Source organism: Streptomyces bambusae (assembly GCF_019400985.1).
GTDB classification, from domain to species: domain Bacteria; phylum Actinomycetota; class Actinomycetes; order Streptomycetales; family Streptomycetaceae; genus Streptomyces; species Streptomyces bambusae_A.
Genome location: NZ_WTFF01000004.1, coordinates 1 through 24,199 on the forward strand (window position 1 = coordinate 1; position 24,199 = coordinate 24,199).

Below are 24,199 nucleotides of genomic sequence, written 5' to 3' on the forward strand. Positions count from 1 at the left end.
GTCGTGGTCTCCCCGGCGGAGATCGAGCAGGAGTCCCCGGCGGGGCTGCGGGTACTGTACGTGGCGCTGACGCGCGCGACCCAGCAGCTGACCGTGGTCTCGACCGGCCTCGACGCCCCCGCCGGGGCGGCGGTCCCGGCCGGGCTGCGCGGCCTGGGCTCCCGCCGAAGGTGGGGCCCCGCGCCGTCCGCGGCCGGCCACCGGACCGGTGCCCTCGGCTGCCCGGCCCACCGCCCGCGAAGCCGTCCAGCCCGCCGAGGACCACGAGTACGCCGGACCGCCCGCCGTGGTCGAGCGGACCGCGAACGGCCTGCCGCAGCGGCGCCGCAAGGCCCGCGTGACGGCCGCCGCCGAAGCCGCCGCCACCGATTTCCACACCGCCCCCGCCCCCGCCACGGACCCCGACCAGGTCCGTCCGGAGCCCGTGCCCCAGGTCCAGCCCGGGATGTGGCTGGCCGCCTTCCAGAGCGGCCTGTCCGGAGACAGCCAGACCGCCGGGGGCCGGACCGGCGCCAGCACGCACACAGACGCCTCGCCGGCCTCGGCGAGCAAGGGAGAACAGCCATGAGCCAGCCGCAGACCAACATGGACTGGATGCTCAAGGACCTGGCAGACAGCGTTCCGCAGACCCGCCACGTCATCGTGCTCTCCGCCGACGGCCTGCGCATGGCCCAGTACGGAGCCGAGACCGACACCGCCGACCGGCTCGCCGCCGCCTGCGCGGGCCTGCAGAGCCTCGCCGGTGCCGTCGCCTCCGAACTCCCGCACAGCAGCGGCCGGATGCGGCTTGTCGTGATCGAGATGGACGGCGGCTTCTTCTACCTGATGGCCGCCGGCGCCGGGGCGTACCTCGCCGTCCTCGCCGGCGAGGGGGTCGACGCCGGCCTGATGGGCCAGCGGATGCGCGACCTCGTGGCCCGGATCGGAGAGCACCTGACCAGCCCGCCCCGCAGCGACAGGCAGCCCGCGTGAGCGACTCGGGCCACCACTGGGAGGACGGTGGGCCCGAGCGGCTCTACGTGATCACCGGCGGGCGCAGCGGGGCGGCCGAGCAGACCGCCCTGGACCTGGTGACGCTCATCGTCGCCCGGACCGGCCCGAAGAACGGGATGCAGCCGGAGCACGCGGCGATCATGCGGCTGTGCCAGTCCCCGCTCTCGGTGGCCGAGATCTCCGCGTACCTCGGCCTGCCCGTGAGCGTGGTCACCGTCCTGCTCGACGACCTGATCGCGGCCCGCCACGTGCTCTCCCGAGCCCCCGTGGCCCCCGCCCAACTCCCCGACCTGGCACTGATAGAGGCAGTCATCGATGGACTTCAAAAGCTCTGAGCCGCGGCGCGAGGACGCGCTGCCGGCCACCGCCGTGGCCGCGGTCAAGGTGGTGATCGTGGGGGGCTTCGGGGTCGGCAAGACGACCCTGGTCGGATCGGTGAGCGAGATCCGGCCACTGACCACCGAGGAGACGATGACCCAGGCCGGGGTCGGCGTGGACGACACCGCGGGCGTGGAACGCAAGACCTCCACCACCGTGGCCATGGACTTCGGCCGGATCAGCATCAACGAGGAGCTGGTGCTCTACCTGTTCGGCACCCCCGGCCAGGAGCGCTTCTGGTTCCTGTGGCGCGGCCTGTTCGAGGGCGCGCTGGGCGCGGTGGTCCTGGTGGACACCCGCCGGCTGGAGGTCAGCTTCGACGTGATCGGGCGCCTGGAGGAACGCGGCGTTCCCTTCGTGGTCGCCGTCAACTCCTTCCCCGAGGCGCCGCAGTACCCGGTGGAGGAGCTGCGCGCCGCCCTCGACCTGCCGGCGTCCGTCCCGCTGGTCCTCTGCGACGCCCGGCGCCGCGACTCCAGCCGCGACGTCCTGATGACGCTGATGCGCTACCTGCACTCCCTCGCCGTCACCCCGGAGGCATCGTGACCACCCCCTGATCCCGCCGGCCCCGCGTCACACGCCTGACCGCTGCTCATCGGACTTCTGACGGACGAAGGGGAGCCGGCGCGGCACCCCGCCCAGCTCCCCCTACCGTCGTCATCGCCGGCTCGCGGACAACCTGCCCGGGCCTAGCGGCTCCGGAGCCACCCACGACGCCGCTCCTGCCGCGCCGGGACAGCCTCGGGCTGGGGCAGTGGCTCAGCATGACTCTGTACCGCAGCGGGCTTCTGCGCCCCGCGCTGTGGGGCGAAGGTCACGGGCAGGCTGGTCAGCCGGCGGGACATCCACGTGCCCACCACCTGCACCTCGTTCCCGTCCACCGCGAGCCGTATGTCCGGGATGCGCTCCAGCAGCAGGTCGATGCCCGCATCCGCGACAGCTCGGCCGAGGGCCTGGCCAGGACACTCGTGCGCGCCGGCGCCGAAGGCAAGGTGCGACCGGTTGCCGTACATCGGCATCATGAGGTCGGGGCGAATGGCCGGATCCACGTTTCCGGCTGCCAGGCCCAGCATCACCATGTCTCCCGCCATGATCTGTGCACCGCCGAGGTAGGTGTCGGCCTTCGCCCAGCGAGTCGGTACCACGGCGAGAGGGGGGTGGTCCCACAGCACCTGCTCAAGTGCGTCGGGCAAGGTCATCTGGCCGCCGGAGAGGTTGCCGCGGAAGCGCTCGTCCGTAAGGAGCATCCGCAGAGCGCTGGCGATCAGGTTCGTCGTGGGCTCCAGGGCGGCAACCAGGGCCAGGCGCAGGTGCTCGCGCACCTCCTCGTCCGACAGCTCCGAGGGATGGACCAGCAGCCAGCTGGCAAGGTCGTCACCAGGCCGGCGCTTCCTGCTTTCCACCAGCTCGCTCATCATCTCCACGATGAGCTGATTGCTCTGGGCGGCCGATGCGCTGCCGCTGATCATGTCAGCTACTGCGGCCCCCGCGGTCAGGGCGTCTTCCTCCCGTATCCCGAGCAGTTGGCAGACGACCAGGGCCGGCAACTTCCTGGAGAAGTCGGCCACGAGATCCGCCTGGCCGGTCGGGGCGAAGGCGTCGATGAGCCGGGTCGCATAGCGCGTGATGTACCGGCGCACGCGGTGCGGGTTCACCCGCGCCAGGCTCTCGGTGACCGCTTCCCGCAGACGGGCGTGCTCGGCACCTTCGGTCAGGGCGACGAGCGGCTGCCACGCGGTGATGGGCAGCAGCGGAGAGTCCGCGGGCAGGGTGCCCTGTCGGAAGGCGTGCCAGTTGCGGGAGTCGGAGGAGTAGAGCGGTGAGCGCATCACCTCCAGGGCCTCCCGGTGGCCCAGGACCAGCCAGGCAGGCACGCCGCCATAGAGCAGGACGGGGGCCACGGCTCCGTGCTCGGCGCGGAGCTGCTCGTAGAAGGCGTAGGGCTCCGCCTCGGCTTCGGGCCCGTACACCGGGCGCGGGCCGCCGGCGGGGGCGTGAGCGACGGGGCAGCCGAGCGGCGCGGTAGCCGCAAGGGGGGAAGTCGGGTCGGGGGGCGAGGTGGTCACGTGGCCTCCGGGCAGCGGCGGGGCTCGCAGATGCGCGCCCGCACCGAGAGTAATGATCATTCAGCACTGTGCAGCCTACTGCCGCAGGCTCCTGGGGCGAGTGCGGCCCCTGTGTCAACTACGGTACGACGGGTACGTACTTGGGTGCAGGTGATCTTGCTGCCGGGCTGTCGCGTCGCGGAACGCCGTGGAGCGCGTGCCGTGCCGGCGCGGACCAGGAGATCCTGTTCGGTGCACCCTGTCAGGAAGGAAACCCACTCGCATGTCGCACGTTACCGAGTTGCGGCCCCTCGCCTCCGTCCCTCGCGTGCCAGGGGCCGTACCGCTCCTGGGCCACGCCCTCGCCCTGTGGCGGAACCCTCTGGGCTTCCTGTCGTCCCTGCGCCGGCACGGCGACCTGGTACGCGTCGACCTGGGCACGATGCCGATGTACGTGGCGACCACACCCGAACTCGTCCACGAGGTGATGGTTCGCCAGTCGGGGTGCTTCGAGAAGGGGCGGTTCTTCGACAGGCTGCGGCCGCTGGCCGGAAACGGCCTGGCCAACTCCGACGGGGAGCTGCACAAGCGGCACCGCCGGATGATCCAGCCGATGTTCTCCCGCGAGCGTATCGCCGGCTACTCCGAGATCATGAGCCGGAACGCCGATGCGCTCGCGTGCTCATGGACTGCCGGTGACGTCATCGACCTCGAACCGGCCATGGCGGGATATGCCGTCGAGACGCTGGCGGCCACGCTCTTCTCCACCGACATCGGCCTGCCCGCTGTCGAGGCCGTACGCAAGAACCTGCCGGTCCTGCTCACCAACCTCCTCATACGCGCGGCATCCCCGAAGATGCTGGACCGGCTGCCGATCCCGGCGAACCGCCGCTTCGACAAGGCGGCGGCAAATCTCCGCGCGGTCATCGACGAGGTGGTGGCAACCTCACGCGCGGCCGGAGCCGGCGACCACGACGACCTGCTGTCCCTCCTGCTGGCCGCCAACGACCCGGAGAGCGGGACGGGGATGTCGGACGTACAGGTACGCGACGAGCTGGCCACCATCCTGTTCGCCGGCTCGGAGACCACAGCCGCGACCCTCGCCTGGACCTTTCACGAGCTGGGCGGCCGACCCGACGTCGAGGACAGCCTCGTGGACGAGATCCGGCGGGTGGTCGGCGACGGCCCGGTCACCGCCGAACACGTGCCCCACCTGCAGGGCATTCGGCGCGTGATCGACGAGGTGATCCGACTCCACGGCGTCACACTCCTGATGAGGCGCACGACCGAGCCCGTGTCCCTGGGAGGGACCCTGCTGCCGCCCGGCACCGAGGTGGCCTTCAGCCTGTACGCCCTGCACCGCGATCCCGGCCTGTACGAGAACGCCGATCGGTTCGACCCTGACCGTTGGCTCCCCGAGCGGCAGGCCACCGGACCGGGCCGACAGGCATACATCCCCTTCGGGGCGGGCAACCGCAAGTGCATCGGCGACCTCTTCGTCTGGACAGAGGCCACGATCGCGATCGCCACGATCCTCCGCCGATGGCGGCTGGTACCGGTTCCCGGACACACCCCCAGAGAGGTTGCGTCGGCGGTCGCGCACGCCGATCGCATCCCCATGACGGTCGTCGCCCGCCAGTGACCGACCGGCCTGGTGCGTCGGCTGCCGCTCCGGGGCGCAGCCGACCGCCAGGCACCCTACGTCATCGGGCCCCGATCAGTCCCCCGCGGCGAGGCTGCTGCGTCGGCAGGAGGGTGCCCGCCGGCAGCGCTGCCGGCGGCAGCACGTCCCACCACCAGGCGATCGCGTCGATGCCCAGCGGCTCGGGGCGGTCGTCGGTCGGGGTGTCCGAGAACACCATGGGCAGTCCGGCCGGGTCGTCGGGCGTGGTGTAGCGGATGGAGCTGATGCCCCAGTCCTGCGAGCCGCGCACGAAGGACTTCAGGCCGCCAACGTACTGGCGCAGCTGCGGGCTACCGACCTCCGCGAGGTGATCGACCAGCCGGACGAAGGCGCACAGGACCCGGTCCCGTTGAGCGATGGCCGCGGTCATGGCCTTGTCGTGGCTGAGTCCCTCAGCCTCCAGGACGCGCAGCACGTTGAGGTAGTAACCCTCTCCGGCCCGTTCCTTGTGGTCCGAGAAGATGTCGTTGTCCCATGTGATGACGAACGACGCCATCTCCTCTGCTGCCCGCACCGCGCGGTGGTCGCGCTCCTGCTGCGGGAGCTCGTAACCGTGGGCCATCTCCAGCAGGGGAAACACGACCGTGGTCGCGCCGTCGTACAGACGCATCAGCGTGTAGTCCTCGAGGTCGGGCACGGTGTTCGCGCTGCGGTGGGACGCCTCCCACACCACGGAGAACGCGTACTCGCGCAGGCAGCCGACCCAGCGCGCGGCTTGGCTGGCCGTACCCCATCTGTCGATCCTCCTTCGCAGGTCGCGCAGACCGTTCGCCAGCGGATCGTCGAGCCACAGCGGCGCCTCAGGGGCCTGCGCCACGCGCAGCAGCCGGTGCAGGGCGCCGGAGAGGTCTCCAGGTCGCTGGCCGAGGCTGCTCTCCTCGCAGACGCCGTCGTCCAGTCCGAAGAGCCACAACACGAAGTCCGCAAGCGTCTGCACCACCTCCTCGCAGCCCAGAGGGATGACACGCGATGCGAAGGCCCCGATCTCGTGCCGCACCAGCCGCTGGCGCAGCTCGGCCGACCCGATCCGGTGGGCTTCTGCCCAGGCCGTGGTGTGCGCTTCGATGGCGGCGTACCGCGGGTGAATGGCCGGCGGTATGGGTGAGAACAGTGGCGGAACAGCTATCACGAGTTGGGGCCTCCTCTATCACGGGCCACCCGCCTAGCTCCGACGCGACAAGGCGGACGCGCCCGTTCCTGAACCTCGACTCGTGATCATGCGGCATGCACATGGCTAATTCCAGTGGACGATCCCGCCCATACGCCCCGGTGAGCACGTCCTGCCGGGCTCGAACCGCTCCGGGGCATCCTCCGCAGGGTGCTCCCGGAGCGGCCCGCCATGGCCAACGGCCCGTTCAGCAGCTGAGGTTGCCGCCCGGAGTCACCCCGAGCAGGGAGGTGAATTCCTGATACTTCGTCACCCTGCTCTGCACCTGTGCCGGGTTGCCCCCGTTGCACTCCAGTGCCCCGTTGATCGAGCGGATGGTCTCGCCGAAGCCGGCGCCCGTCACCATCGCGTGATGGGCCGTCATGGTGCCCGGGCCGTTCTGGGTGTTCCAGTACCACAGCGCCGTCTTCATGGCGATCGCCGGATCCCGCTCGACCAGGTAGGGGTTGCGCAGCAGGTCGATGCCGAGGGCGTCGCCGGCGGCCTTGTAGTTGAAGTTCCAGCTGAGCTGGATGGGTCCGCGGCCGTAGTATGCCGCCTGGCCGGCCGGGCAGCCGTAGGGCTGCGACGCGTCGCAGTAGTGGGGGTAGTTGGCCGTGTTCTGCTCGACGATGTGCACCAGGCCGCCGGTCTCGTGCGAGACGTTGGCGAGGAAGGCGGCGGCCTCGCGGCGCTTGGTGGTCTCGTCGCCCGTGGCGGCGAAGCCGGGGTAGGCCGAGAGTGCCGCGACCAGGCCGTCGTAGGTGTAGAAGGGGTTGCGGTTCGGGAACATTCGCTGGAACTGGGCCTCGCTGACCACGAACCCGGACGGGTCGCCCGGCTCCGGGTCGGGGTCCTGGCCGCCGCCCGCGGCGCAGGCGCCCTGGTCGGACCAGACGCCCCACTGGCCGGTGGTCCCGGGCGTCTCGCCCTGGGTCCACCACTTCGCCTGCCAGTTGTGCCCGCCGTACGAGGCGGACGCGCCGCCGGTGTAGACGGCCGCGGCGGACCAGGCCGTGGCGCAGGGCGGGGCCGCGGCGGCGGGCGCGGCGGGGAGGGCGAGTCCGATGCCGGCGACGGCCGCGGCGGTGGCGGCCAGCGCCAGGGACCGGCCGCGTAGCTTTCGTATCACGTAACTGCTCCTCGGGTGGGGGGAGTTGCCGCGGGGACGGCAACCGCACCCAGCCAAGCGAGCATGGTCTGGACCTGTCAAGGTCTAGACCAGTTTCTTTCGGGGGGCGGAACCCTCAGCCAGGCCGGCGGCCCACGCCGACGGCCGGCTGAGGGGCCCGCGTACAGGGGAATCTAAGGTGGGTGTCGTGAACACCGAACACGCCGACGACGCGGTCCTGCTGTCCACCGAGGGGCACACGGGGCGCATCGTCCTCAACCGCCCCCGGGCCATCAACGCCCTCACCCACCCCATGGTGCTGCGGATGACGCAGGCCCTGGCCGCCTGGGAGCGCGACCCGGCCGTCACCCAGGTCCTGGTGAGCGGCGCCGGCGAGCGCGGGCTGTGCGCCGGCGGGGACATCCGGGCCATCCACGACGACGCCCGGGCGGGCGGGACCGCGTCGGCCGGCTTCTGGCGCGACGAGTACCGGCTCAATGCCCGGATCGCCCGCCTCGCCCGCGGCCCGATGCCCTACGTGGCCCTGATGGACGGCATCGTCATGGGCGGCGGGGTCGGCATCTCGGCCCACGGCAGCGTGCGGATCGTCACCGAGCGCTCCCGGGTGGCGATGCCCGAGACCGGCATCGGCTTCGTCCCCGACATCGGCGGCACGTACCTGCTCAGCCGCGCCCCCGGCGAGCTCGGCACCCATCTGGCCCTGATCGGCACGGCCGTCGGCGCCGCCGACGCGATCCTGTGCGGGCTCGCCGACCACTTCGTGCCGTCCGGCCGGCTCCCGGAGCTGGCCGCGGAACTCGCCGGGGCCGCCGTGGCCGACGTACTGCCCCGGTACGCGCTGCCGGCCCCCGACGGCGAACTGGCCGGCCGGCGCGCCTGGATCGACCACTGCTACGCGGCCGGCACCGTCGAGGAGATCGTCGACCGGCTGCTGGCCCACGGCGACCCGGCGGCCAAGGAGGCGGCCGAGACGATCCTCGCCAAGTCCCCGACCGCCCTGAAGATCACCCTCGCCGCCGTGCGGCGGGCCCGTGAGCTGCCCACGCTGGAGCAGGTGCTGGTCCAGGAGTACCGGGTCTCCTGCCACTGCCTGTCCTCGCCCGACCTGGTCGAGGGCGTGCGGGCCCAGGTCGTGGACAAGGACCGCACCCCACGCTGGTCGCCGGCCGCCCTCGGCGCCGTCACCGACGCCGAGGTGGAGCGGTACTTCGAGCCGCTCGGCGGCCGGTTCCACGAGCTCACCCTCGACTGAGGCGGATCCCGGGGCGCCCCGGCCCTACGACCGGGGCGGCCCCGGCCCTACGACCCGGGCGCCCCGGCCCTACGAGGCCACGTACTGGCGCAGATGGCGCGCCGTCAGCGTGTCCCCCTCCGCGACCAGACGGGCCGGGGTCCCCTCGAACACCACCCGGCCGCCGTCGTGCCCGCCGCCCGGGCCGATGTCGATGATCCAGTCGGCGTGCGCCATGACCGCCTGGTGGTGCTCGACGGCGATCACCGAATTGCCCTGGTCCACCAGCCGGTCGAGGAGCGCCAGCAGCTGGTCGACGTCCGCCATGTGCAGGCCGGTCGTCGGCTCGTCCAGGATGTACGTCGAGGACTTCTCGGCCATGTGGATCGCCAGCTTCAGCCGCTGCCGCTCGCCGCCGGACAGCGTGTTGAGCGGCTGGCCCAGCCGCAGGTAGCCCAGTCCTACGTCGGCCAGCCGGCCCAGGACAGCGTGCGCCTGCCCGGCGGTGAAGAACTCGTACGCCTCGGTGACCGGCATGTCCAGCACCTCGCTGATGTTCTTGCCGTTCAGCCGGTACGTCAGCACCTTCGCCGTGTAGCGCCGGCCCTCGCACTCCTCGCAGACCGTGGCCACGCCGGCCGTCATCGCCAGGTCGGTATGGATCAGCCCCAGCCCGCTGCACTGCGGGCAGGCCCCTTCCGAATTGGCGCTGAACAGGGCCGGCTTGACCCCGTTGGCCTTGGCGAAGGCGGCCCGGACCGCGTTCAGCAGCCCGGTGTACGTGGCCGGGTTGGACCGCCGCGAGCCCCGCACGGGCGACTGGTCGGCGACCACCACCCCGTCCCGGCCGGCCAGGTGGCCGTGGATCAGCGAGCTCTTGCCGGAGCCCGCGACGCCCGTCACCACCGTCAGCACGCCGAGCGGCACGTCCACGTCGACGTTCTTGAGGTTGTGCAGCCGCGCCCCCCGGACCGGCAGGTGTCCGCGCGGTGTGCGCACCGCCTCGCGCAGCAGCGCCCGGTGGTCCAGGTGCCGGCCGGTGAGGGTGCCGGAGGCGCGCAGGCCCGCCACGTCCCCGCTGTAGCAGATCCGGCCGCCCGCGGTACCGGCGCCGGGCCCGAGGTCGACCACGTGGTCGGCGATCGCGATGACCTCCGGCTTGTGCTCGACCACCAGGACGGTGTTGCCCTTGTCGCGCAGCCGCAGCAGCAGGTCGTTCATGCGCTGGACGTCGTGCGGGTGCAGGCCCGTGGTGGGCTCGTCGAAGACGTACGTGACGTCGGTGAGCGCGGATCCGAGGTGGCGGACCATCTTCACGCGCTGCGCCTCGCCACCGGACAGCGTCCCCGCGGGCCGGTCCAGGCTCAGGTAGCCGAGCCCGATCTCCACCAGGGAGTCCAGCAGGCCGCGCAGGCCGGCCAGCACCGGCGCCACGCGCGGGTCGTCGATGCCGCGGACGAAGGCGACGAGGTCGCTGATCTGCATCGCCGCACACTCGGCGATGTTCCGGCCGTCGATCCGCGAGGACAGCGCGGCCTGCGACAACCGCGTGCCACCGCACTCGGGGCAGTCGGCGAAGACCACGGCCCGGTCCACGAAGGCCCGGATGTGGGACTGCATCGACTCGCGGTCCTTGGCCAGGTAGGTGCGGCTGATCCGGGTGATGAGGCCCTCGTAGGTGAAGTTGTTCGGACCCACCTTCACCTTCACCGCGTCCTTGCGCAGCAGGTCCTCCCACTCCTGCGCGGTGAAGTCCTTGAGTTTCTTGTCCGGGTCGTAGAAACCGGAGTTCGCCATGACCTGCCAGTACCAGGAGTCCACGGCGAAACCGGGCACGGTGATCGCGCCCTCGTTCAGGGACAGTTCGCGGTCCACCAGCTGGCCGACGTCGATGTCGGAGACGTGCCCGACCCCCTCGCAGCGCGGGCACATGCCCTCGGGCACGTTGAAGCTGAAGGCGGAGGAGGTGCCGATGTGCGGGATGCCCAGCCGGCTGAAGACGATCCGCAGCATCGTGTAGGCATCGGTCGCGGTGCCGACGGTGGACCGGGAGCCGGCGCCCATGCGCTCCTGGTCCACCACGATCGCGGCGGAGAGGTTGTGCAGCCCGTCGACGTCCGGCCGGCCCGGGCTGGGCATGAAGGACTGGACGAACGCCGTGTACGTCTCGTTGATCAGGCGCTGGGACTCGGCGGCGATGGTGCCGAAGACCAGCGAGGACTTGCCGGAGCCGGAGACCCCGGTGAAGACGGTCAGACGTCGCTTGGGGATGTCGACGCTGACGTCGGCGAGGTTGTTCTCGCGGGCTCCCCGTACCTGGATGAGCTGGTGGCCGTCCGCGGCCGGGGCGGCGGGGGAGCGGGTCACGCCTGCGCCTCCTCGCTGCCGCCCTTGCTCGCGCCCTCGCTGCCGTCCCCGCTGCAACCCTCGGCGCCCGTGGCCCATTCGACCAGCTCGATGCTGACCCCGTTGGGGTCGGCGACCATGAACAGCTTCTCGCCCCACGGCTCCTCGCGCGGCTCCAGGGTGATGGCGACCCCTTCGGCGCGCAGCCGCTCGTACTCCGTGTGCAGGTCGTCCACGACGAAGGCGAGGATCACCCCGTCCGCGTGCCGGTCGCGGAAGCCCTCGGGGAGCACCTCCAGGCCGCGCCGGTGGAAGATCACGCTGGGTGTGTCCGGGCGGGTGAGGGAGGCGAAGCCGTCGGCGGCCATGGCCTCGGTGAAGCCGAAGTGGCTGGTCAGGAAGGAGACGGAGGCGGGAACGTCGTCGACGGTCAGGCATATGGCGGTGTTGATGATCTGCACGGGACTCCTCACGGGGTGGCTCTCGCAGGCTTCAGGTTTCTTTATACACTGTATTCTGTACGCCGTACAAGGTAAATCGGATGCGGATGACGCTGAAGATGAAGAAGAACGGACGAAGGAGGATGCCGTGGCGGCGAACCGGAGCGGGGGCGGGGACCCCGTACGCACCCTGGAGCTGTTGTGGCGGGAGCACACCGGCCCGCAGCCGGCCGGCCGGCGCGGGCCCCGGCAGGGCCTGACCGTCGACGCGGTGGTCGAGGCGGCGACCGGGCTGGCCGACGAGGAGGGCCTGGACGCTCTGACCATGCGGGCCCTGGCCCAGCGGCTCGGCGTCACGCCGATGACCGTCTACACGTACGTCCCCGGCAAGGCCGAGCTGCTCGACCTCATGCTCGACGCGGCGTACGGGCGGATGGAGCTGCGGCCGTTCGGCCCGGACGAGCCCTGGCGGGTCCGGGTCACCCGGGTGGCCGAGGACAACCGGGACCTGCTCGTCCGCCACCCCTGGCTCGCCGAGGTGTCCGTCACCCGCCCGCCCCTGGGGCCGGGCGTGATCGGCAAGTACGAACACGAGCTGGCGGCCTTCGAGGGCGTCGGCCTGCCCGACGTCGAACGCGACGCCGCCCTCACCCACCTGCTGCAATTCGTCCACTCCAGCACCCGGGCGGCCGCCGACGCGGCGGAGCTGAACAGCCGGCAGAGCGACAACGACTGGTGGGCGGAGGTCGGCCCGCTGCTCGCCCGGGTGATCGACGCCGACCGCTATCCGCTCGCCGGCCGGGTGGGCGAGGCGGCCGGCGCCTACAACCCGGACGTGGTGTGGGCCTTCGGCCTCCAGTGCGTGCTGGAGGGGCTGGAGAGGTGGGCACAGGGGGACGCCGGCGGGGCCTGAGCGGCCGCGGCCGACCCGGCCGCGACCGCTCAGACGGCGTCCCGGCGGGCCGCGGCCTCCACCGGCCGGCGCCGACCGGTGGAGGCCGCGGCCTACGGAGCTGCGACCCCGGTCGCTACCGCCCTGGCCGCTACCGCCCTGGCCGCGACCGACCCGGCGGCGACCGGCGGAGCCGCCGTCAGCGGTATCCGGTGGTGTCCGCCGGGCGGTCCGGGTCCTGGACCTCGACCATGTACCGCCACGCGTCCGGACGGCTGCCGTCCAGGTCCGTGAACCCGTACTCCCGGGCCAGGCCCCCGCTGGAGAGCGACTGCCCGTTCCAGCGGGACACCTCGGCGTCGGCGGCCAGCGCGGCCACCGCCCGGCCCACGAACCGCGGGGTCTCGGAGATGGCGAAGTGCGGAACGCTCTTGGTGGCCTCCCGCCAGTTCTCCTCGGTCACGCCGAAGGCGTCCAGCATCATCTCCGAGCGCATCCAGCCCGGCGTCAGCGCCACCGCCGTCGCCCCCCGCGGCCCCACCTCGTGCCCCAGGGCGAACGCCATGCGCAGCACGGCCGACTTGGCGATGTCGTAGAAGAAGGAGTTGCGGTAGTGGGAGCCGTTGTACTCCGCCGTGCCGTCCGTCATCTCCACCACCAGCCCGCCCGGCCGGCGCAGCATCAGCGGCAGCGCGAAGTGGCTGGTCACGGCGTGGGTCTCGATGGCGAGCCGGAGCAGACGCAGCCCGTTGTCGAGGTCGTGCTCCCAGACGGGGCTGTCCCACTCGAACAGCTTCTCGCCGCCCCAGACGTCGTTCACCAGGACGTCCAGCCGTGCCTGCTCGGCCTCGATCCGGCCGACGAGCGCCTCCACCTGCTCGGGCACCAGGTGGTCGACGGCCACCGCGATGCCCGTCCCGCCGGCCGCCGTCACGAGCTCCGCGGTCTCCTCGATCGTCTCCGGCCGGTCGTACTCCGAGCGCTTGCCCCGGGTGCTGCGCCCGGTCACGTACACGGTCGCGCCCCGGGCACCGAGCTCGACCGCGATACCGCGCCCCGCGCCCCGGGTCGCCCCCGCGACGAGAGCGACCCGGCCTTCTAAACTCCGCTCCTGCTGTGTCTGTGTCATGCGCCGAGCCTAGTCGTAGTCCTGCGCGGCGGCCGGGGCCCGGCGAACCGGTGGGTCCCCCGCGTATCAGAACCAGGTGAGGGTGAGCGGGAAGACGGTCCTCGCGGTGGTTCCGGCCGCGTCGGTGGCGGTCACTGTGATCTGGAGGGTGCCGCTGCCCCAGGGCTTGCCGCTGATCCGGCCGGTGGCGGAGTCGATGCCCAGGCCCCACGGCAGTCCGCTGGCGGACCAGCGCACGGGGGTCTTGCCGCCGGTCGCGGTGAGCTGGATCGTGCAGGACTGGTTGAACTTGCAGGCCTGCGGTCCGGGATCGGCGACCTTGAAGTCACCCGGGGTCGGGGTGGGCGTCGGCGTCGGCGTCGGCGTCGGCGTCGGGGTCGGGGTCGGGGTCGGCGTGGGCGTCGGGGTGGGGCCGCCGGTGGTGAAGACCTCCGAGATCGGCTGGACGTTGGCCGCGTTCCCCGCGTGCGTCGTGCCGAAGAGGTCCTCGAACGTGCGCAGCAGGTGGTGGTGGTTGAAGGCCGTCCCGTACGTGCCCTGCTTGACGTTCGCCCCGTAGAACACGGTCGCGATCTGGTTGGAGCCCAGGAAGTTGTCCTCGTCCCAGGTCAGCACCAGCAGGCTGTTGTTGGCCTTCGCCCACTGCGCGTAGGCGTCGATGTTGTTCTTCGTCCAGGTGTCTCCGGTCGAGACCGAGCACGAGTGCATGTCGTTGCACTGGTTCGGCACGACGAACGACAGGTGGGGGAGGGCGGCGAAGTTGCCCTGCGGGAACTGCGCCCAGGTCTTGCCGGTGTTCAGCGGGACGTTCTTGAAGGCGAACCACGGGTTGTGCTTCTGCGCGTACTGCCCGTTCGTGCACGCCGTGGAGCCCTCGCTCGGCAGGTCCTCGTTGTACGTGGCGAAGGTCTTGCCGGCCGCGATCAGCTCCTGGCCGAGATTGGCCGCGGTCATCGACTGAGGGGTGTAGCAGCCGTCACCCGTGATGCCCTGGGTGGCACCGGAGAAGAGGTTGAAGTAGTTCGGCTGGCTGGGGTGGGTGAGCGCCTTCATGGCGGTCAGGCTCGCGCCGGACCCGGCCAGCTGGTTGATGTACGGGGCGTTGGAGCTGCCGATGATCTCGCCGTACTGCTTGTTCTCGTAGACGACGACCACGACGTGGTCGTACGAGGGCAGCGCGGCGGCGGCCGTCGGGGCTGCCGGACTCCCGGCAGCGGCCTGGGAATTGGCCACGGTGAAGGCGGCCAGCAGGCCGAACGCCCCGAGCGCGGCCGCGAGCGCCGAGCGGCGGGCCCGGGAGCGGGAGCGGCGGCCGGGGACCTGGCCGGGGGCGTGGCCGGGCGCCGCCGCGGGGGGCGGAGGCTCGGGGGTGGGGGAGGGCGAGGAAGGGAATGGCACGGGCGGTTCCTCCTGGGGCACGGTCGGCGGGGTGCGGAGGCCGGGGCGCTGCCCGCCATCGGGCGGACGACGGGTTCGAACCGCCGGCGGTGATCGGTGATCGGTGATCGGCGATCGGTGAAAAGCGAACGGCGAACGGCGAACGGCGAACGGCGATCGAACGGCGGTCGAACTCCCCTATGCCGCGTGCATGGTGGGACGGCCACCGTGCACTGTCAACGGCCGTGGGACGACGCATGCCGGACCGGTATGGCTTCCGGCCGGCCGGGCATGAGCGGCCGGGTCCGGCACCGTAGCGGTGGGGACTTGTCCAACCCGCCCGTCACCCTGCACTGTTCGCAGAATGAGCGAACAGAATCAGCCGCATCGCATCGACCCTGCCGGGGGCTGCCCGCACGCCCTCAACGCCCGGCTGCGCGAGCGCGGCGCGGTGGCGGAGGTGGTCCTCCCCGGCGGGGTGCCCGGCGCGGTCGTGCTCGGGCACGAGGCACTCAAGGAGTTCCTCGGCCACCCCGACGTGGCCAAGGACGCCCGGCACTTCACCGCCCTCCAGGAAGGCGGGATAGCCCCTGACTGGCCCCTGCGGGTCTTCGCCGATGCCCAGGGCATGCACACCGCGGACGACGAGGACCACCGGCGGCTGCGGTCCCTGGTCGGCAACGCCTTCACCGCCCGGCAGGTGGAGCGCCTGCGCCCGCGCGTCGAAGCGCTCACCGCGGAGTTCCTGGACGACCTCGCCCACGCGGCCGCCGAAGCCCCGGACGGGATCGCCGACCTGCGCACCCACTTCGCGCTGCCGCTGCCGATGAGCGTCATCTGCGAGCTGCTGGGCGTGGACCCCGAGCACCGGGGCCGCCTGCACGAGCTGTCGTACAAGGTCATCATCGCCACCGACACCACCCCCGCCGAGGCGATGGCCGCCGTCCGCGAACTCGTCGCCCTGATGGGCACGATCGCCGCCGCCCGCCGCGAACGGCCCGGCGACGACCTCACCAGCGCCCTGATCGCCGCCCGGGAGTCGGACGGCGACCGGCTCAGCGAGCCCGAACTCATCGGCACCATGCGCCTGATGCTCGTCGCCGGCCACGAGACCACGCTCAACCTGATCACCAACGCGGTCCGCGCCCTGTGCACCCACCGCGACCAACTGGCCCTGGTCCAGGAGGGCAAGGCCGGCTGGTCGGACGTGGTGGACGAGACGCTCCGCTGGGACGGGCCGGTCAGCTGGTTCCCGTTCCGCTACCCGACCCGCGACCTGGAACTCGGCGGGACCGTGATCCCGAAGGGCACCCCGGTCCTGGCCGGCTACACCGCGGCGGGCCGCGACGAACGCGCGTACGGACCCGACGCGGACCGCTTCGACCTGACCCGCCCGGCCGCCGCACGCAACCTCTCCTTCGGCCACGGCGCGCACTACTGCGTGGGCGCCCCGCTGGCCCGGCTGGAGGCGACCACCGCCCTGGAGCAGCTCTTCACCCGCTTCCCGGACCTCGACCTCGCGGTCCCGGAGGCGGACCTGCCGCACCAGCGCAGCTTCATCGGCAACAGCGTGGACACCCTGCCGGTACGGCTGACCCGCTGACCCGCTGACCGGCTGACCGGCTGACCGGCTGACCGGCTGACCGGCTGACCCGGTCCGGTGGCGCCCGCCGCGGCCCCGGCGAACTCCGCCGGCCGCCGCGGCGGGCTCACCCTGCCCGGACGTCGACCTCGATCCGGTGCCAGCCCGTCGCCCCGTCCGGGGCGGGCGGCGAGCGCCGCTCCACCTGCACCGCGCCCGTGCCGTCCGTCGCCCGCACCTCCAGGGTGTGGCGGCCGGGCGTCGCGTCCCACGGCCACACCCACTGCCGCCAGGTGTCGACACCGTCCTCCGCGCCGAGGCGGGCCTCCTGCCACGCGCCGCCGTCCACCCGCACCTCGACCCGGGCGATCCCCCGGTGCTGCGCCCAGGCCACCCCGGCGACCGGGAGCCGGCCCGCGGCCGGAGCGGCGTACGCGCGGGGCGTGTCGATCCGGGACTGGGTCTTGACCGGCGCCCGCGCGGCCCACGACCGGCGCACCCAGTACGCGTCGTAGGCGTCGAAGGTGGTCAGCCGCAGCTCCCGCAGCCACTTGCAGGCGGACACGTACCCGTACAGGCCCGGTACGACCATCCGGACCGGGAAGCCGTGCTCGAACGGCAGCGGCTCGCCGTTCATCCCGACCGCCAGCAGCGCCTCCCGGCCGTCCAGCACGGTCTCGACGGGTGTGCCGATCGTCATCCCGTCCACCGACCGCGCCACCAGCTGGTCGGCCGGACCGCCCTGCGACGGCGGCCGCACCCCGGCCTCGCGGAGCAGGTCGGCGAGCCGTACGCCGAGCCAGCGCGCGTTGCCCGCGTACGGTCCGCCGACCTCGTTGGACACACAGGTCAGGGTGATGTCGCGCTCGACCATCGGTCGGGCCAGCAGGTCGTCGAGGGAGAGGACGAGCGGCCGGCGGACCCCGTCGCCATGGATGCGCAGCTGCCAGTCCGTCGTGTCCACGCGGGGCACGACCAGGGCGGTGTCCACCCGGTAGAAGACGCGGTTGGGGGTGATGAACGGCAGGGCGCCGGGCACCTTCAGGTCGGCGCCCGCCGGCACCCGCCCTCACGTCACGCCGCGGTGGGTGCCCGCAGCCGGCAGTGGACGTCGACGATGCCCTCGACGGAGTGGGTGAGGCGTTCCGCCAGGGGGATCAGGTTCCGGTCCTTGACCTCGCCGGTCAGGGTGGCGACGCCGTGGGACACCGTGATCCTGACGGCTTCGTGGGAGAGCGGGAACAGGCGCTCGACGACGGTTCGGCGGATCTCGGCGGTGAGGTCCTCGTCGGTGCGGAGGAACACCTTCAGGAGGTCGGCGCGGCTGACGATGCCCTTGAGGGTGCCGTCGGCGTCGACCACGGGGAGGCGCTTGATGCGCCGGTCGGCCATGAGGCGGGCGGCCTGGGGGAGGGTGGCGTCGGGGCGGATGGTGACGGCCGGGGCGCTCATCAGGTCCTCGGCGCGGGTGGAGCCCGCCTTGGCGGTGTCGCCGAGGCGGCGCATCTGTTCGATCAGGCCGGGGCGGTGCTCGTGGAACTCCTCCTTGGGCAGCAGGTCGGCCTCGGAGACCACGCCCACGACGCGGCCTTCGCCCTCGACGACGGGGAGGGCGGTCACCTTCCACCGCTCCATCGCGGCGGCGATGTCCTTGAAACCGGTGGCCGGGGTGACGGCGATGACCCGGGTGGTCATCACGTCGGCGACGGTGTACGGGGTGGAGGTCATGGCAGGTCCTCAGCGTGCGTAGGCGCCTGGCGCGTGTGCAGGCGGGCGGGGTTCGCAACCTCGTGCCTCCACCGTGCTCCGCCGCCCACGGGCGGCGGAAGGGCCGCGCGGTGCACACCGCGGGGACCGTCCGGCCCACACAGGGCGCCTCCAGCTGCGGGGGACGACGACGGCGTGGATGTCGCCGGCAGGGGCGGGCAGCTCGGCCCAGTTGCGGCGGCGCAGGTCCGCGACACCCTGGAAGAGCCCGCGGGAGGGAGGGGTCGACCGGTCCCCGGCGAGGGCCCGACCGGCCCAAGCGTGGTGGCGGGACGGAGGGACAGCCTGGCGTTGACACCTCTGTCGAGCGTGGACACCTCCGTCGGGCGACGACATCCGTAGAACAGAGAGAAGCAGAGAGAAGCAGAGAGAAGGCCGCGCCATGAAGGCACTCGTCTTCCACGGACCCGGACAGACCTCCTGGCAGGACGTCCCGGACCCCTCCGTCAAGGATGCCGCCGACGCGATCGTCCGGGTCGACGCCGTCACCATCTGCGGCACCGACCTGCACATCGTCAAGGGCGACGTCCCCGAAGTGAGCCCCGGCAGGATCCTGGGGCACGAGGCCGTCGGCACCGTCGTCGAGACCGGCGGCGACGTCCGCTCCGTCCGCCCCGGCGACCGCGTCCTGGTCTCCTGCATCTCCGCCTGCGGCCGGTGCCGGTTCTGCCGCGAGGCCCGCTACGGGCAGTGCCGCGGGGGCGGTGGCTGGGTCCTGGGCCACCTCATCGACGGCACCCAGGCAGAGTACGTACGCGTCCCCTTCGCGGACCTCTCCGTCCACCCGCTGCCCGGCGCCCTGGCGAGCCACGAGGCCGTCCTGCTCGCCGACATCTTCCCCACCTCGTACGAGGTCGGAGTCCTCAACGGCAACGTCCGCCCCGGCGACACGGTCGTGGTGGTCGGCGCCGGCCCCATCGGCCTGGCCGCCATCGCCACCGCGGGCCTCTACAGCCCGTTCCGTATCGTCGCCGTGGATCTGGCCGCCTCCCGGCTCACGGCCGCCCGTGAGCTCGGTGCCGATGCCACCGTGAGCGCGCGGGAGGAGCCCGAGCGGCTGGTGGAGGACCTGACCGAGGGGCTCGGCGCGGATGTGGTGATCGAGGCCGTGGGCGATCCCGCGGCGTTCGAGTTGTGCACCCGGATGGTGCGCCCCGGCGGCCGGGTGGCCAACATCGGCGTCCACGGCAAGCCGGCCGTCCTGCACCTCGAAGACCTGTGGATCAAGGACGTGACCCTCACCACCGGCCTGGTGGACACCTTCTCCACGCCGATGCTGCTGCGGATGACGGCTGCGGGACGCCTGCCGGGATCCGCGTTGGTCACCCACCGCTTCGAGCTGGACCAGATGGAGGAGGCGTACGACGTCTTCTCCCGCGCCGCCGACACCGGCGCCCTCAAGGTCGTCCTCGGCGGACCGCAGCACGACACGGTCGCCGTACCGCCCCAGGAGCAGTGATCACCGTGAAGAGGACCCCGAGCACCCCGGGCACCGGGAGCACCCGGCCCCAGCCGTCCGGTGAGACCCCCGGACGCACCGACCTGGGCCGCCGCCTCGCGGCCCGCCGCACCGAGCTCGGCCTGAGCCGCGAGGAACTCGGCCGGCGGTGCGGTGCGGACGGCCACTACATCTCCTACCTGGAGGAGCACGCCGCCTCGCCCTCCATGGGCACCCTCGTCCGGGTCGCCGACGCCCTCGGGATCACCCTGGACGACCTGACCGGCGCGAGCGCCGACCGGCCCCCGGGCCAGTCCGACGCCCGCCGCGACATGGCGCTCGTCGCGCTCGACGAGGCCGAATGCCGACGGCTGCTGGGCACCCACGGCGTGGGCCGGATCGCGGTCTTCACCCCCGAAGGCCCCGCCGTCCTCCCCGTCAACTACATGGTGGCGGGCACCACCATCGCCTTCCGCACCGCCGCCGGGACGGCCGCCGCCCGGGCGACGGGGACCGAGGCCGCCTTCGAGATCGACCACATCGACGACGTGACCTCCGAGGGCTGGAGCGTCATGGCCGTGGGCGAGCTGGAGGCCGTCACCGACGCGGACGAACGCCAGCACCTGGTGGTCACGGCCCGTTCCCACCCCTGGGCCGGCGGCGTCCGCGTCCACTGGATGAAGCTCACTCCCGTCCGGCTCACCGGACGTCGCGTGGTGCACGCCTGATGGACACCGTGCGCGCGGTCGTCCTCGATGCCGTCCGCGATGCCGTCCGCGCGTACCGGGACCCGGCGGACGGCCGGCCCCGGCTCGGCGCGGCGGCCCCCGGCGACGTCGAAGGCCGCCGGCCGTGACCGCGTCCTGGCACTGGGAGTACCCGCGCTACGACCCCAAGACCGAGCGCCTGGTCGAGTCCCTGTGCACCCTCGGCAACGGCCGCTTCGCCACGCGCGGCGCAGCCCCCGAGTGCACCGCCGACGCCGTCCACTACCCGGCCACCTACCTGGCCGGCTGCTACAACCGCCTCACCTCCGCCGTCGCCGGACGCACCGTCTCCAACGAGGACCTGGTCCGGCTGCCGGACTGGACCGCCCTGCGCTACCGCTGCCTCCCGGACGACCCCAACGGCCACGACAACCCCGACGTCCCTGACGGCGTACCGCACGGCGACTGGCTCACGCCGGACCACCCGTCGCTGCGCCACTGCCATGTCTCCTTGGACCTCCGGGCCGGGACGCTCACCCGCCGGATGCTCTTCCACGACGCCGAGGGCCGTCGGCTGGGCGTCACCCACACCCGCCTCGTCCACCTCGGCGACCCGCACCTGGCCGCGCAGCGCACCGTGTTCCGCGCGTACGGATGGAGCGGCCGGATCGAGGTCGCGTCCGTACTCGACGGCGACGTCGCCAACGCCGGCGTGGAGCGCTACCACGACCTGGCCGGACGCCACTTCGTGGAGCACCGGGCCGGAGTGGACGCGGAAGGCACCGCCTGGCTGGACTGCACCACCTCGGCCTCCCGGGTACGGATCGGGCTCGCGGTCCGGACCTCCTCCCGGCCCGTGCCCACCGTCGAGCAGGCCTGCACGGCCGGCACCGCGACGCAGACGTCCGTCCTGCCGATCCGGCGGGGGCGGCCGGTCGTCGTCGTGAAGACCGCCGCCCTGTTCAGCTCGCTGGACCGTCCCCTCGCCGACCCCGTGCGACGCAGCATCGAGTACGCCCGCCACGCCCCGGCCTTCGCGACGCTGCTCGCGTCCCACCAGGCGTCCTGGCAGCGGATCTGGAGCGAAGGAGAGGTGGGGACGGACGGCGAGACCGGCAGGATCCTGCGCCTGCACGCCTTCCACGTCCTGCAGACCCTCTCGCCGCACACCGCCGAGCTCGACGCCGGCGTCCCCGCCCGGGGCCTGCACGGGGAGGCGTACCGGGGGCACGTCTTCTGGGACGAGCTGTTCGTCGTGCCCTACCTGGCCCTGCACTTCCCCGTGACCGCCCGCGCCCTGCTGATGTACCGGCACCGGCGGCTGCCCGCGGCCCGGGAAGCGGCCCGCCGGGCCGGGGCGAAGGGCGCGATGTTCCCCTGGCAGAGCGGCAGTTCCGGAGCCGAGGAGACACAGCGGCTGCACCTCAACCCGCGCTCCGGCCGCTGGCTGCCCGACCACTCGCACCTCCAGCGGCACGTGGGCTCGGCCATCGCCTGGAACGTGTGGCAGTACGGCCTCGCCTCCGGCGACACCGCCTTCATGCACGGACCGGGCGCCGAACTCCTGCTGCACACCGCCCACTTCTGGGCCGACTACGCGACCTGGGACCCCGGCCTCGGCCGCTACCGGATCCGCGGCGTCCTCGGCCCCGACGAATACCACGACGCCTACCCGGACGCCGCCGCGCCGGGCATCGACGACAACGCCTACACCAACGTCACCGCCGCCTGGGTACTGGCCCGCGCCCTCGACCTCTACCAGGAACTCCCGGCCGTCCGGCGCGCCGAGCTGCTCACCCACCTCGGCTGCGAGTCCGGCGATCTCGAAGGCTGGCGGGACGTGTCGCACCGCATGTACGTCCCGTTCCACCGCGACGTGATCAGCCAGTTCCACGGGTACGGCGACCTCGCCGAGCTCGACTGGGAGACGTACCGCGCCCGCTACCACGACATCCGCCGCCTGGACCGCATCCTGGAGGCGGAGGGCGACACCCCCAACCGCTACCAGGCGTCCAAGCAGGCCGACACCCTCATGCTCGGCTACCTCCTGCGCCCCGCGGAACTCGCAGGGATGTTCGCCCGGCTCGGCCACGCACTCGACGACGCGCTCTGGGACAGGACGGTCACGTACTACCTGCGCCGGACCTGCCACGGCTCCACCCTCAGCAGCCTCGTCCACGGCTGGGTCCTCGCCCGGCAGCAGGGCCCCGACGCCTGGCGCTACTGCCGCGAGGCCCTCCTCGGCGACATCACCGACGTCCAGGGCGGCACCACCGGCGAAGGCATCCACCTCGGCGCCATGGCCGGCACCCTCGACCTCGTCGAACGCGGCATCGTCGGCCTCGACCCGGGCACCGACGGCCTGCACATCGACCCCGTGCCGCTCTCCGAGATCCCGGGCTCCGAGCTCTCCCTCTCCTACCTCGGCCACCGGGACATCCGCATCCGGTTCCGGCCGGGCCGCCTGGGCGTCAGCGTTCCGCCGTCGCTCCTCGGTCCGGTGCCCCTGGTCCTGCCCGGCGACCGGCGGGAGCGGGTCGCGGCAGGTCAGGAGCGGTGGTTCCGCCTGCCACCGGGCTGAGCCGGGCAGGTGCCGCTCCGCCTGCGGAAACGTTGCACAGCCGAGCTCCTCGCGTGGCGGTGGCCCCCCGCCTCGCACACGCTGGAGGTAGCTCTCGGAAGGGGTGAAGGGCATGGACACGCAGCAAGACGCTCCGCGGATCGTGGTGGGGATCGACGGCTCGCCCTCGTCCCAGGCCGCACTGCGCTGGGCGGTACGGTACGCCGGCCTGGTCGGCGGGAAGGTCGAGGCGGTCACGGCATGGGAGGTCCCCGGCGAGGCGTCGTGGTCGGCGCCGGCGGTGGACGCGACGTTCGACGAGGAGCAGGCCGAGCGGCTGCTGGTCGACGAGGTCCGCACCGTACTCGGGGAGGACGGAGCCTCCCTGGTGCACGAGAAGCTGGTGCACGGACACCCGGCCCAGGTCCTGGTGGAGGCGGCCGAGGGCGCCGACGTGCTGGTCGTCGGCAGCCGCGGCCGCGGCGGCTTCCGCCGGGCGCTGCTCGGCTCGGTGGGCCAGCAGGTGGCGCTGCACGCCCCGTGCCCGGTGACCATCGTGCGGCCGGACGTGCCCGCCGAGTGACCCCTCCGGGCCCGCGGCGGCACCGGCCCGGTCCCGCACCGGGCGCCGCAGCACGGGCGGACCGCGTCCCCGCGACGTAGCCGCGTCCCCGCCACGGAGCCGCGTCCCCGCCACGGAGCAAGAGGGCCGAACGGTCCCCGCCAGGAGCCGTCCGACCCATGCGGAGGCGCCGCAGGCGGCGTGACAGTGGCATCAGCCCGCCTGGAGGAGACGAAGGAGGTCCCGCCATGACCGCCAAGCGAGTCCTGGTCGCCTACGGGACCACGCACGGTGCCACAGCAGGCATCGCCGAGCAGATCGGCGAGACCCTGCGCGAGGACGGCCTCGACGCCGTCGTCCTGCCCGCCGACGACGTCGACGACGTCCGCGGCTACGACGCGGTCGTGCTGGGCGGCGCCCTCTACGCCGGCCACTGGAGCGGCAAGGCCGAGCGCTGCGCCGAACGCAACGCCGACTCGCTCCGCCACCGCCCGGTCTGGCTGTTCAGCAGCGGCCCCCTGGACCGCTCCGCGACGGAGCACGACATCCCTCCCGTCCCCTCTGTGGCACGGCAGATGCAGCTCATCGGCGCGCGGGAGCACAAGACCTTCGGCGGCAGCATCACGGCCCGCACCCCCGGGCTCCTCGCCCGGTCGATGCTCCGACAGGGCAAGGGCGGGGACTACCGCGACCCCGACCGCATCCGGACCTGGGCCCACCACATCAGCGGCGAGCTCGCCACCGCCTGAACCGGGCACCCGGCCCGGTGCACGTACGCGGCGCGGAGGT

At 72.7% G+C, this 24,199-nt stretch carries 22 protein-coding genes and 1 pseudogene; 14 read left to right on the forward strand and 9 right to left on the reverse strand.

From position 1 onward, the window contains the following. The first annotated feature begins 208 nt into the window (after positions 1–208). The 4 genes from GPJ59_RS01075 to GPJ59_RS01090 are packed head-to-tail and all read left to right on the forward strand — an operon-like array spanning position 209 to position 1,917. A complete protein-coding gene (locus GPJ59_RS01075) occupies positions 209–568 on the forward strand; it encodes a hypothetical protein (RefSeq protein ID WP_219664249.1) in 360 nt (119 codons plus the stop codon). After that, the gene (locus GPJ59_RS01080; RefSeq protein ID WP_219664251.1) at positions 565–972 is read left to right on the forward strand and encodes a roadblock/LC7 domain-containing protein; all 408 of its coding nucleotides are present in this window, start codon (positions 565–567) and stop codon (positions 970–972) included. The genes GPJ59_RS01075 and GPJ59_RS01080 overlap by 4 nt, the downstream gene beginning before the upstream one ends. Beyond that, positions 969–1,328 (forward strand): DUF742 domain-containing protein, encoded by a 360-nt coding sequence (locus GPJ59_RS01085; protein WP_219664253.1) that lies wholly within the window; start codon positions 969–971, stop codon positions 1,326–1,328. Before GPJ59_RS01080 ends, GPJ59_RS01085 begins: the two co-directional genes overlap by 4 nt. Next, positions 1,309–1,917, forward strand: coding sequence for a GTP-binding protein (locus GPJ59_RS01090; protein WP_219664255.1), 609 nt, complete (start codon positions 1,309–1,311; stop codon positions 1,915–1,917). The genes GPJ59_RS01085 and GPJ59_RS01090 overlap by 20 nt, the downstream gene beginning before the upstream one ends. A gap of 143 nt (positions 1,918–2,060) precedes the next feature. Here the strand turns inward: GPJ59_RS01090 and GPJ59_RS01095 are convergent, their stop codons facing one another. Then, on the reverse strand, positions 2,061–3,437 hold the full coding sequence (locus GPJ59_RS01095; protein WP_219664257.1) for a cytochrome P450: 1,377 nt from the start codon (positions 3,435–3,437) through the stop codon (positions 2,061–2,063). A 262-nt stretch (positions 3,438–3,699) separates the two neighbouring features. On the opposite strand from GPJ59_RS01095, the gene GPJ59_RS01100 reads away from it, so the two are divergent. After that, a complete protein-coding gene (locus GPJ59_RS01100) occupies positions 3,700–5,058 on the forward strand; it encodes a cytochrome P450 (protein ID WP_219664259.1) in 1,359 nt (452 codons plus the stop codon). 61 nt (positions 5,059–5,119) lie between these two features. On the opposite strand, the gene GPJ59_RS01105 is transcribed toward GPJ59_RS01100, so the two are convergent. Then, positions 5,120–6,226, reverse strand: a complete 1,107-nt coding sequence (locus GPJ59_RS01105) for a selina-4(15),7(11)-diene synthase (RefSeq protein WP_219664384.1) — start codon at positions 6,224–6,226, stop codon at positions 5,120–5,122. 229 nt (positions 6,227–6,455) lie between these two features. Beyond that, positions 6,456–7,379: a glycoside hydrolase family 19 protein gene (locus GPJ59_RS01110; RefSeq protein WP_219664261.1), complete on the reverse strand. Its 924-nt coding sequence runs from the start codon at positions 7,377–7,379 to the stop codon at positions 6,456–6,458. Between the two features lie 187 nt (positions 7,380–7,566). Between GPJ59_RS01110 and GPJ59_RS01115 the strand changes: the two genes are divergently transcribed. After that, positions 7,567–8,631: an enoyl-CoA hydratase/isomerase family protein gene (locus GPJ59_RS01115; protein WP_219664263.1), complete on the forward strand. Its 1,065-nt coding sequence runs from the start codon at positions 7,567–7,569 to the stop codon at positions 8,629–8,631. Positions 8,632–8,700: 69 nt separating this feature from the next. Here the strand turns inward: GPJ59_RS01115 and GPJ59_RS01120 are convergent, their stop codons facing one another. Together GPJ59_RS01120 and GPJ59_RS01125 are read right to left on the reverse strand one after the other, a co-directional pair. Continuing rightward, positions 8,701–11,055 (reverse strand): ATP-binding cassette domain-containing protein, encoded by a 2,355-nt coding sequence (locus tag GPJ59_RS01120; protein ID WP_219664265.1) that lies wholly within the window; start codon positions 11,053–11,055, stop codon positions 8,701–8,703. Further along, positions 10,974–11,417, reverse strand: a complete 444-nt coding sequence (locus GPJ59_RS01125) for a VOC family protein (RefSeq protein ID WP_219664268.1) — start codon at positions 11,415–11,417, stop codon at positions 10,974–10,976. Before GPJ59_RS01125 ends, GPJ59_RS01120 begins: the two co-directional genes overlap by 82 nt. A gap of 127 nt (positions 11,418–11,544) precedes the next feature. On the opposite strand from GPJ59_RS01125, the gene GPJ59_RS01130 reads away from it, so the two are divergent. Further along, entirely contained in the window at positions 11,545–12,309 is a 765-nt protein-coding gene (locus GPJ59_RS01130; RefSeq protein ID WP_308120062.1) for a TetR/AcrR family transcriptional regulator, read from the forward strand. Between the two features lie 178 nt (positions 12,310–12,487). On the opposite strand, the gene GPJ59_RS01135 is transcribed toward GPJ59_RS01130, so the two are convergent. Further along, entirely contained in the window at positions 12,488–13,417 is a 930-nt protein-coding gene (locus GPJ59_RS01135) for an SDR family oxidoreductase (protein ID WP_219664270.1), read from the reverse strand. Positions 13,418–13,483: 66 nt separating this feature from the next. After that, positions 13,484–14,815, reverse strand: coding sequence for an alkaline phosphatase family protein (locus GPJ59_RS38355; RefSeq protein WP_308120063.1), 1,332 nt, complete (start codon positions 14,813–14,815; stop codon positions 13,484–13,486). A gap of 343 nt (positions 14,816–15,158) precedes the next feature. Here GPJ59_RS38355 and GPJ59_RS01145 point away from each other — a divergent pair, with 343 nt between their 5' ends. Then, positions 15,159–16,397 carry a cytochrome P450 family protein gene (locus tag GPJ59_RS01145; RefSeq protein WP_219664272.1) on the forward strand — a complete coding sequence of 413 codons (1,239 nt, stop codon included), beginning with the start codon at positions 15,159–15,161 and terminating at the stop codon, positions 16,395–16,397. A gap of 106 nt (positions 16,398–16,503) precedes the next feature. Here the strand turns inward: GPJ59_RS01145 and GPJ59_RS01150 are convergent. Together GPJ59_RS01150 and GPJ59_RS01155 are read right to left on the reverse strand one after the other, a co-directional pair. Beyond that, positions 16,504–17,439, reverse strand: a pseudogene (locus GPJ59_RS01150) (molybdopterin-dependent oxidoreductase); the annotation flags it as partial. Positions 17,440–17,450: 11 nt separating this feature from the next. After that, complete coding sequence (locus GPJ59_RS01155) at positions 17,451–18,104, reverse strand: CBS domain-containing protein (protein WP_219664276.1); 654 nt, start codon at positions 18,102–18,104, stop codon at positions 17,451–17,453. Between the two features lie 421 nt (positions 18,105–18,525). Between GPJ59_RS01155 and GPJ59_RS01160 the strand changes: the two genes are divergently transcribed. The 6 genes from GPJ59_RS01160 to GPJ59_RS01180 all read left to right on the forward strand — a co-directional run bounded on the left by GPJ59_RS01160 (position 18,526) and on the right by GPJ59_RS01180 (position 24,159). After that, positions 18,526–19,602 (forward strand): zinc-dependent alcohol dehydrogenase family protein, encoded by a 1,077-nt coding sequence (locus tag GPJ59_RS01160; RefSeq protein WP_219664278.1) that lies wholly within the window; start codon positions 18,526–18,528, stop codon positions 19,600–19,602. Positions 19,603–19,607: 5 nt separating this feature from the next. Further along, positions 19,608–20,309, forward strand: a complete 702-nt coding sequence (locus GPJ59_RS01165; protein ID WP_219664280.1) for a helix-turn-helix domain-containing protein — start codon at positions 19,608–19,610, stop codon at positions 20,307–20,309. Further along, entirely contained in the window at positions 20,309–20,437 is a 129-nt protein-coding gene (locus tag GPJ59_RS36955; protein WP_258023676.1) for a hypothetical protein, read from the forward strand. Before GPJ59_RS01165 ends, GPJ59_RS36955 begins: the two co-directional genes overlap by 1 nt. Further along, a complete protein-coding gene (locus GPJ59_RS01170) occupies positions 20,434–22,869 on the forward strand; it encodes a glycoside hydrolase family 65 protein (RefSeq protein WP_219664282.1) in 2,436 nt (811 codons plus the stop codon). Before GPJ59_RS36955 ends, GPJ59_RS01170 begins: the two co-directional genes overlap by 4 nt. Positions 22,870–22,981: 112 nt before the next feature. After that, positions 22,982–23,431, forward strand: coding sequence for a universal stress protein (locus GPJ59_RS01175; protein WP_219664284.1), 450 nt, complete (start codon positions 22,982–22,984; stop codon positions 23,429–23,431). 227 nt (positions 23,432–23,658) lie between these two features. Beyond that, a complete protein-coding gene (locus GPJ59_RS01180) occupies positions 23,659–24,159 on the forward strand; it encodes a flavodoxin domain-containing protein (protein WP_219664287.1) in 501 nt (166 codons plus the stop codon). Positions 24,160–24,199 lie beyond the last annotated feature (40 nt).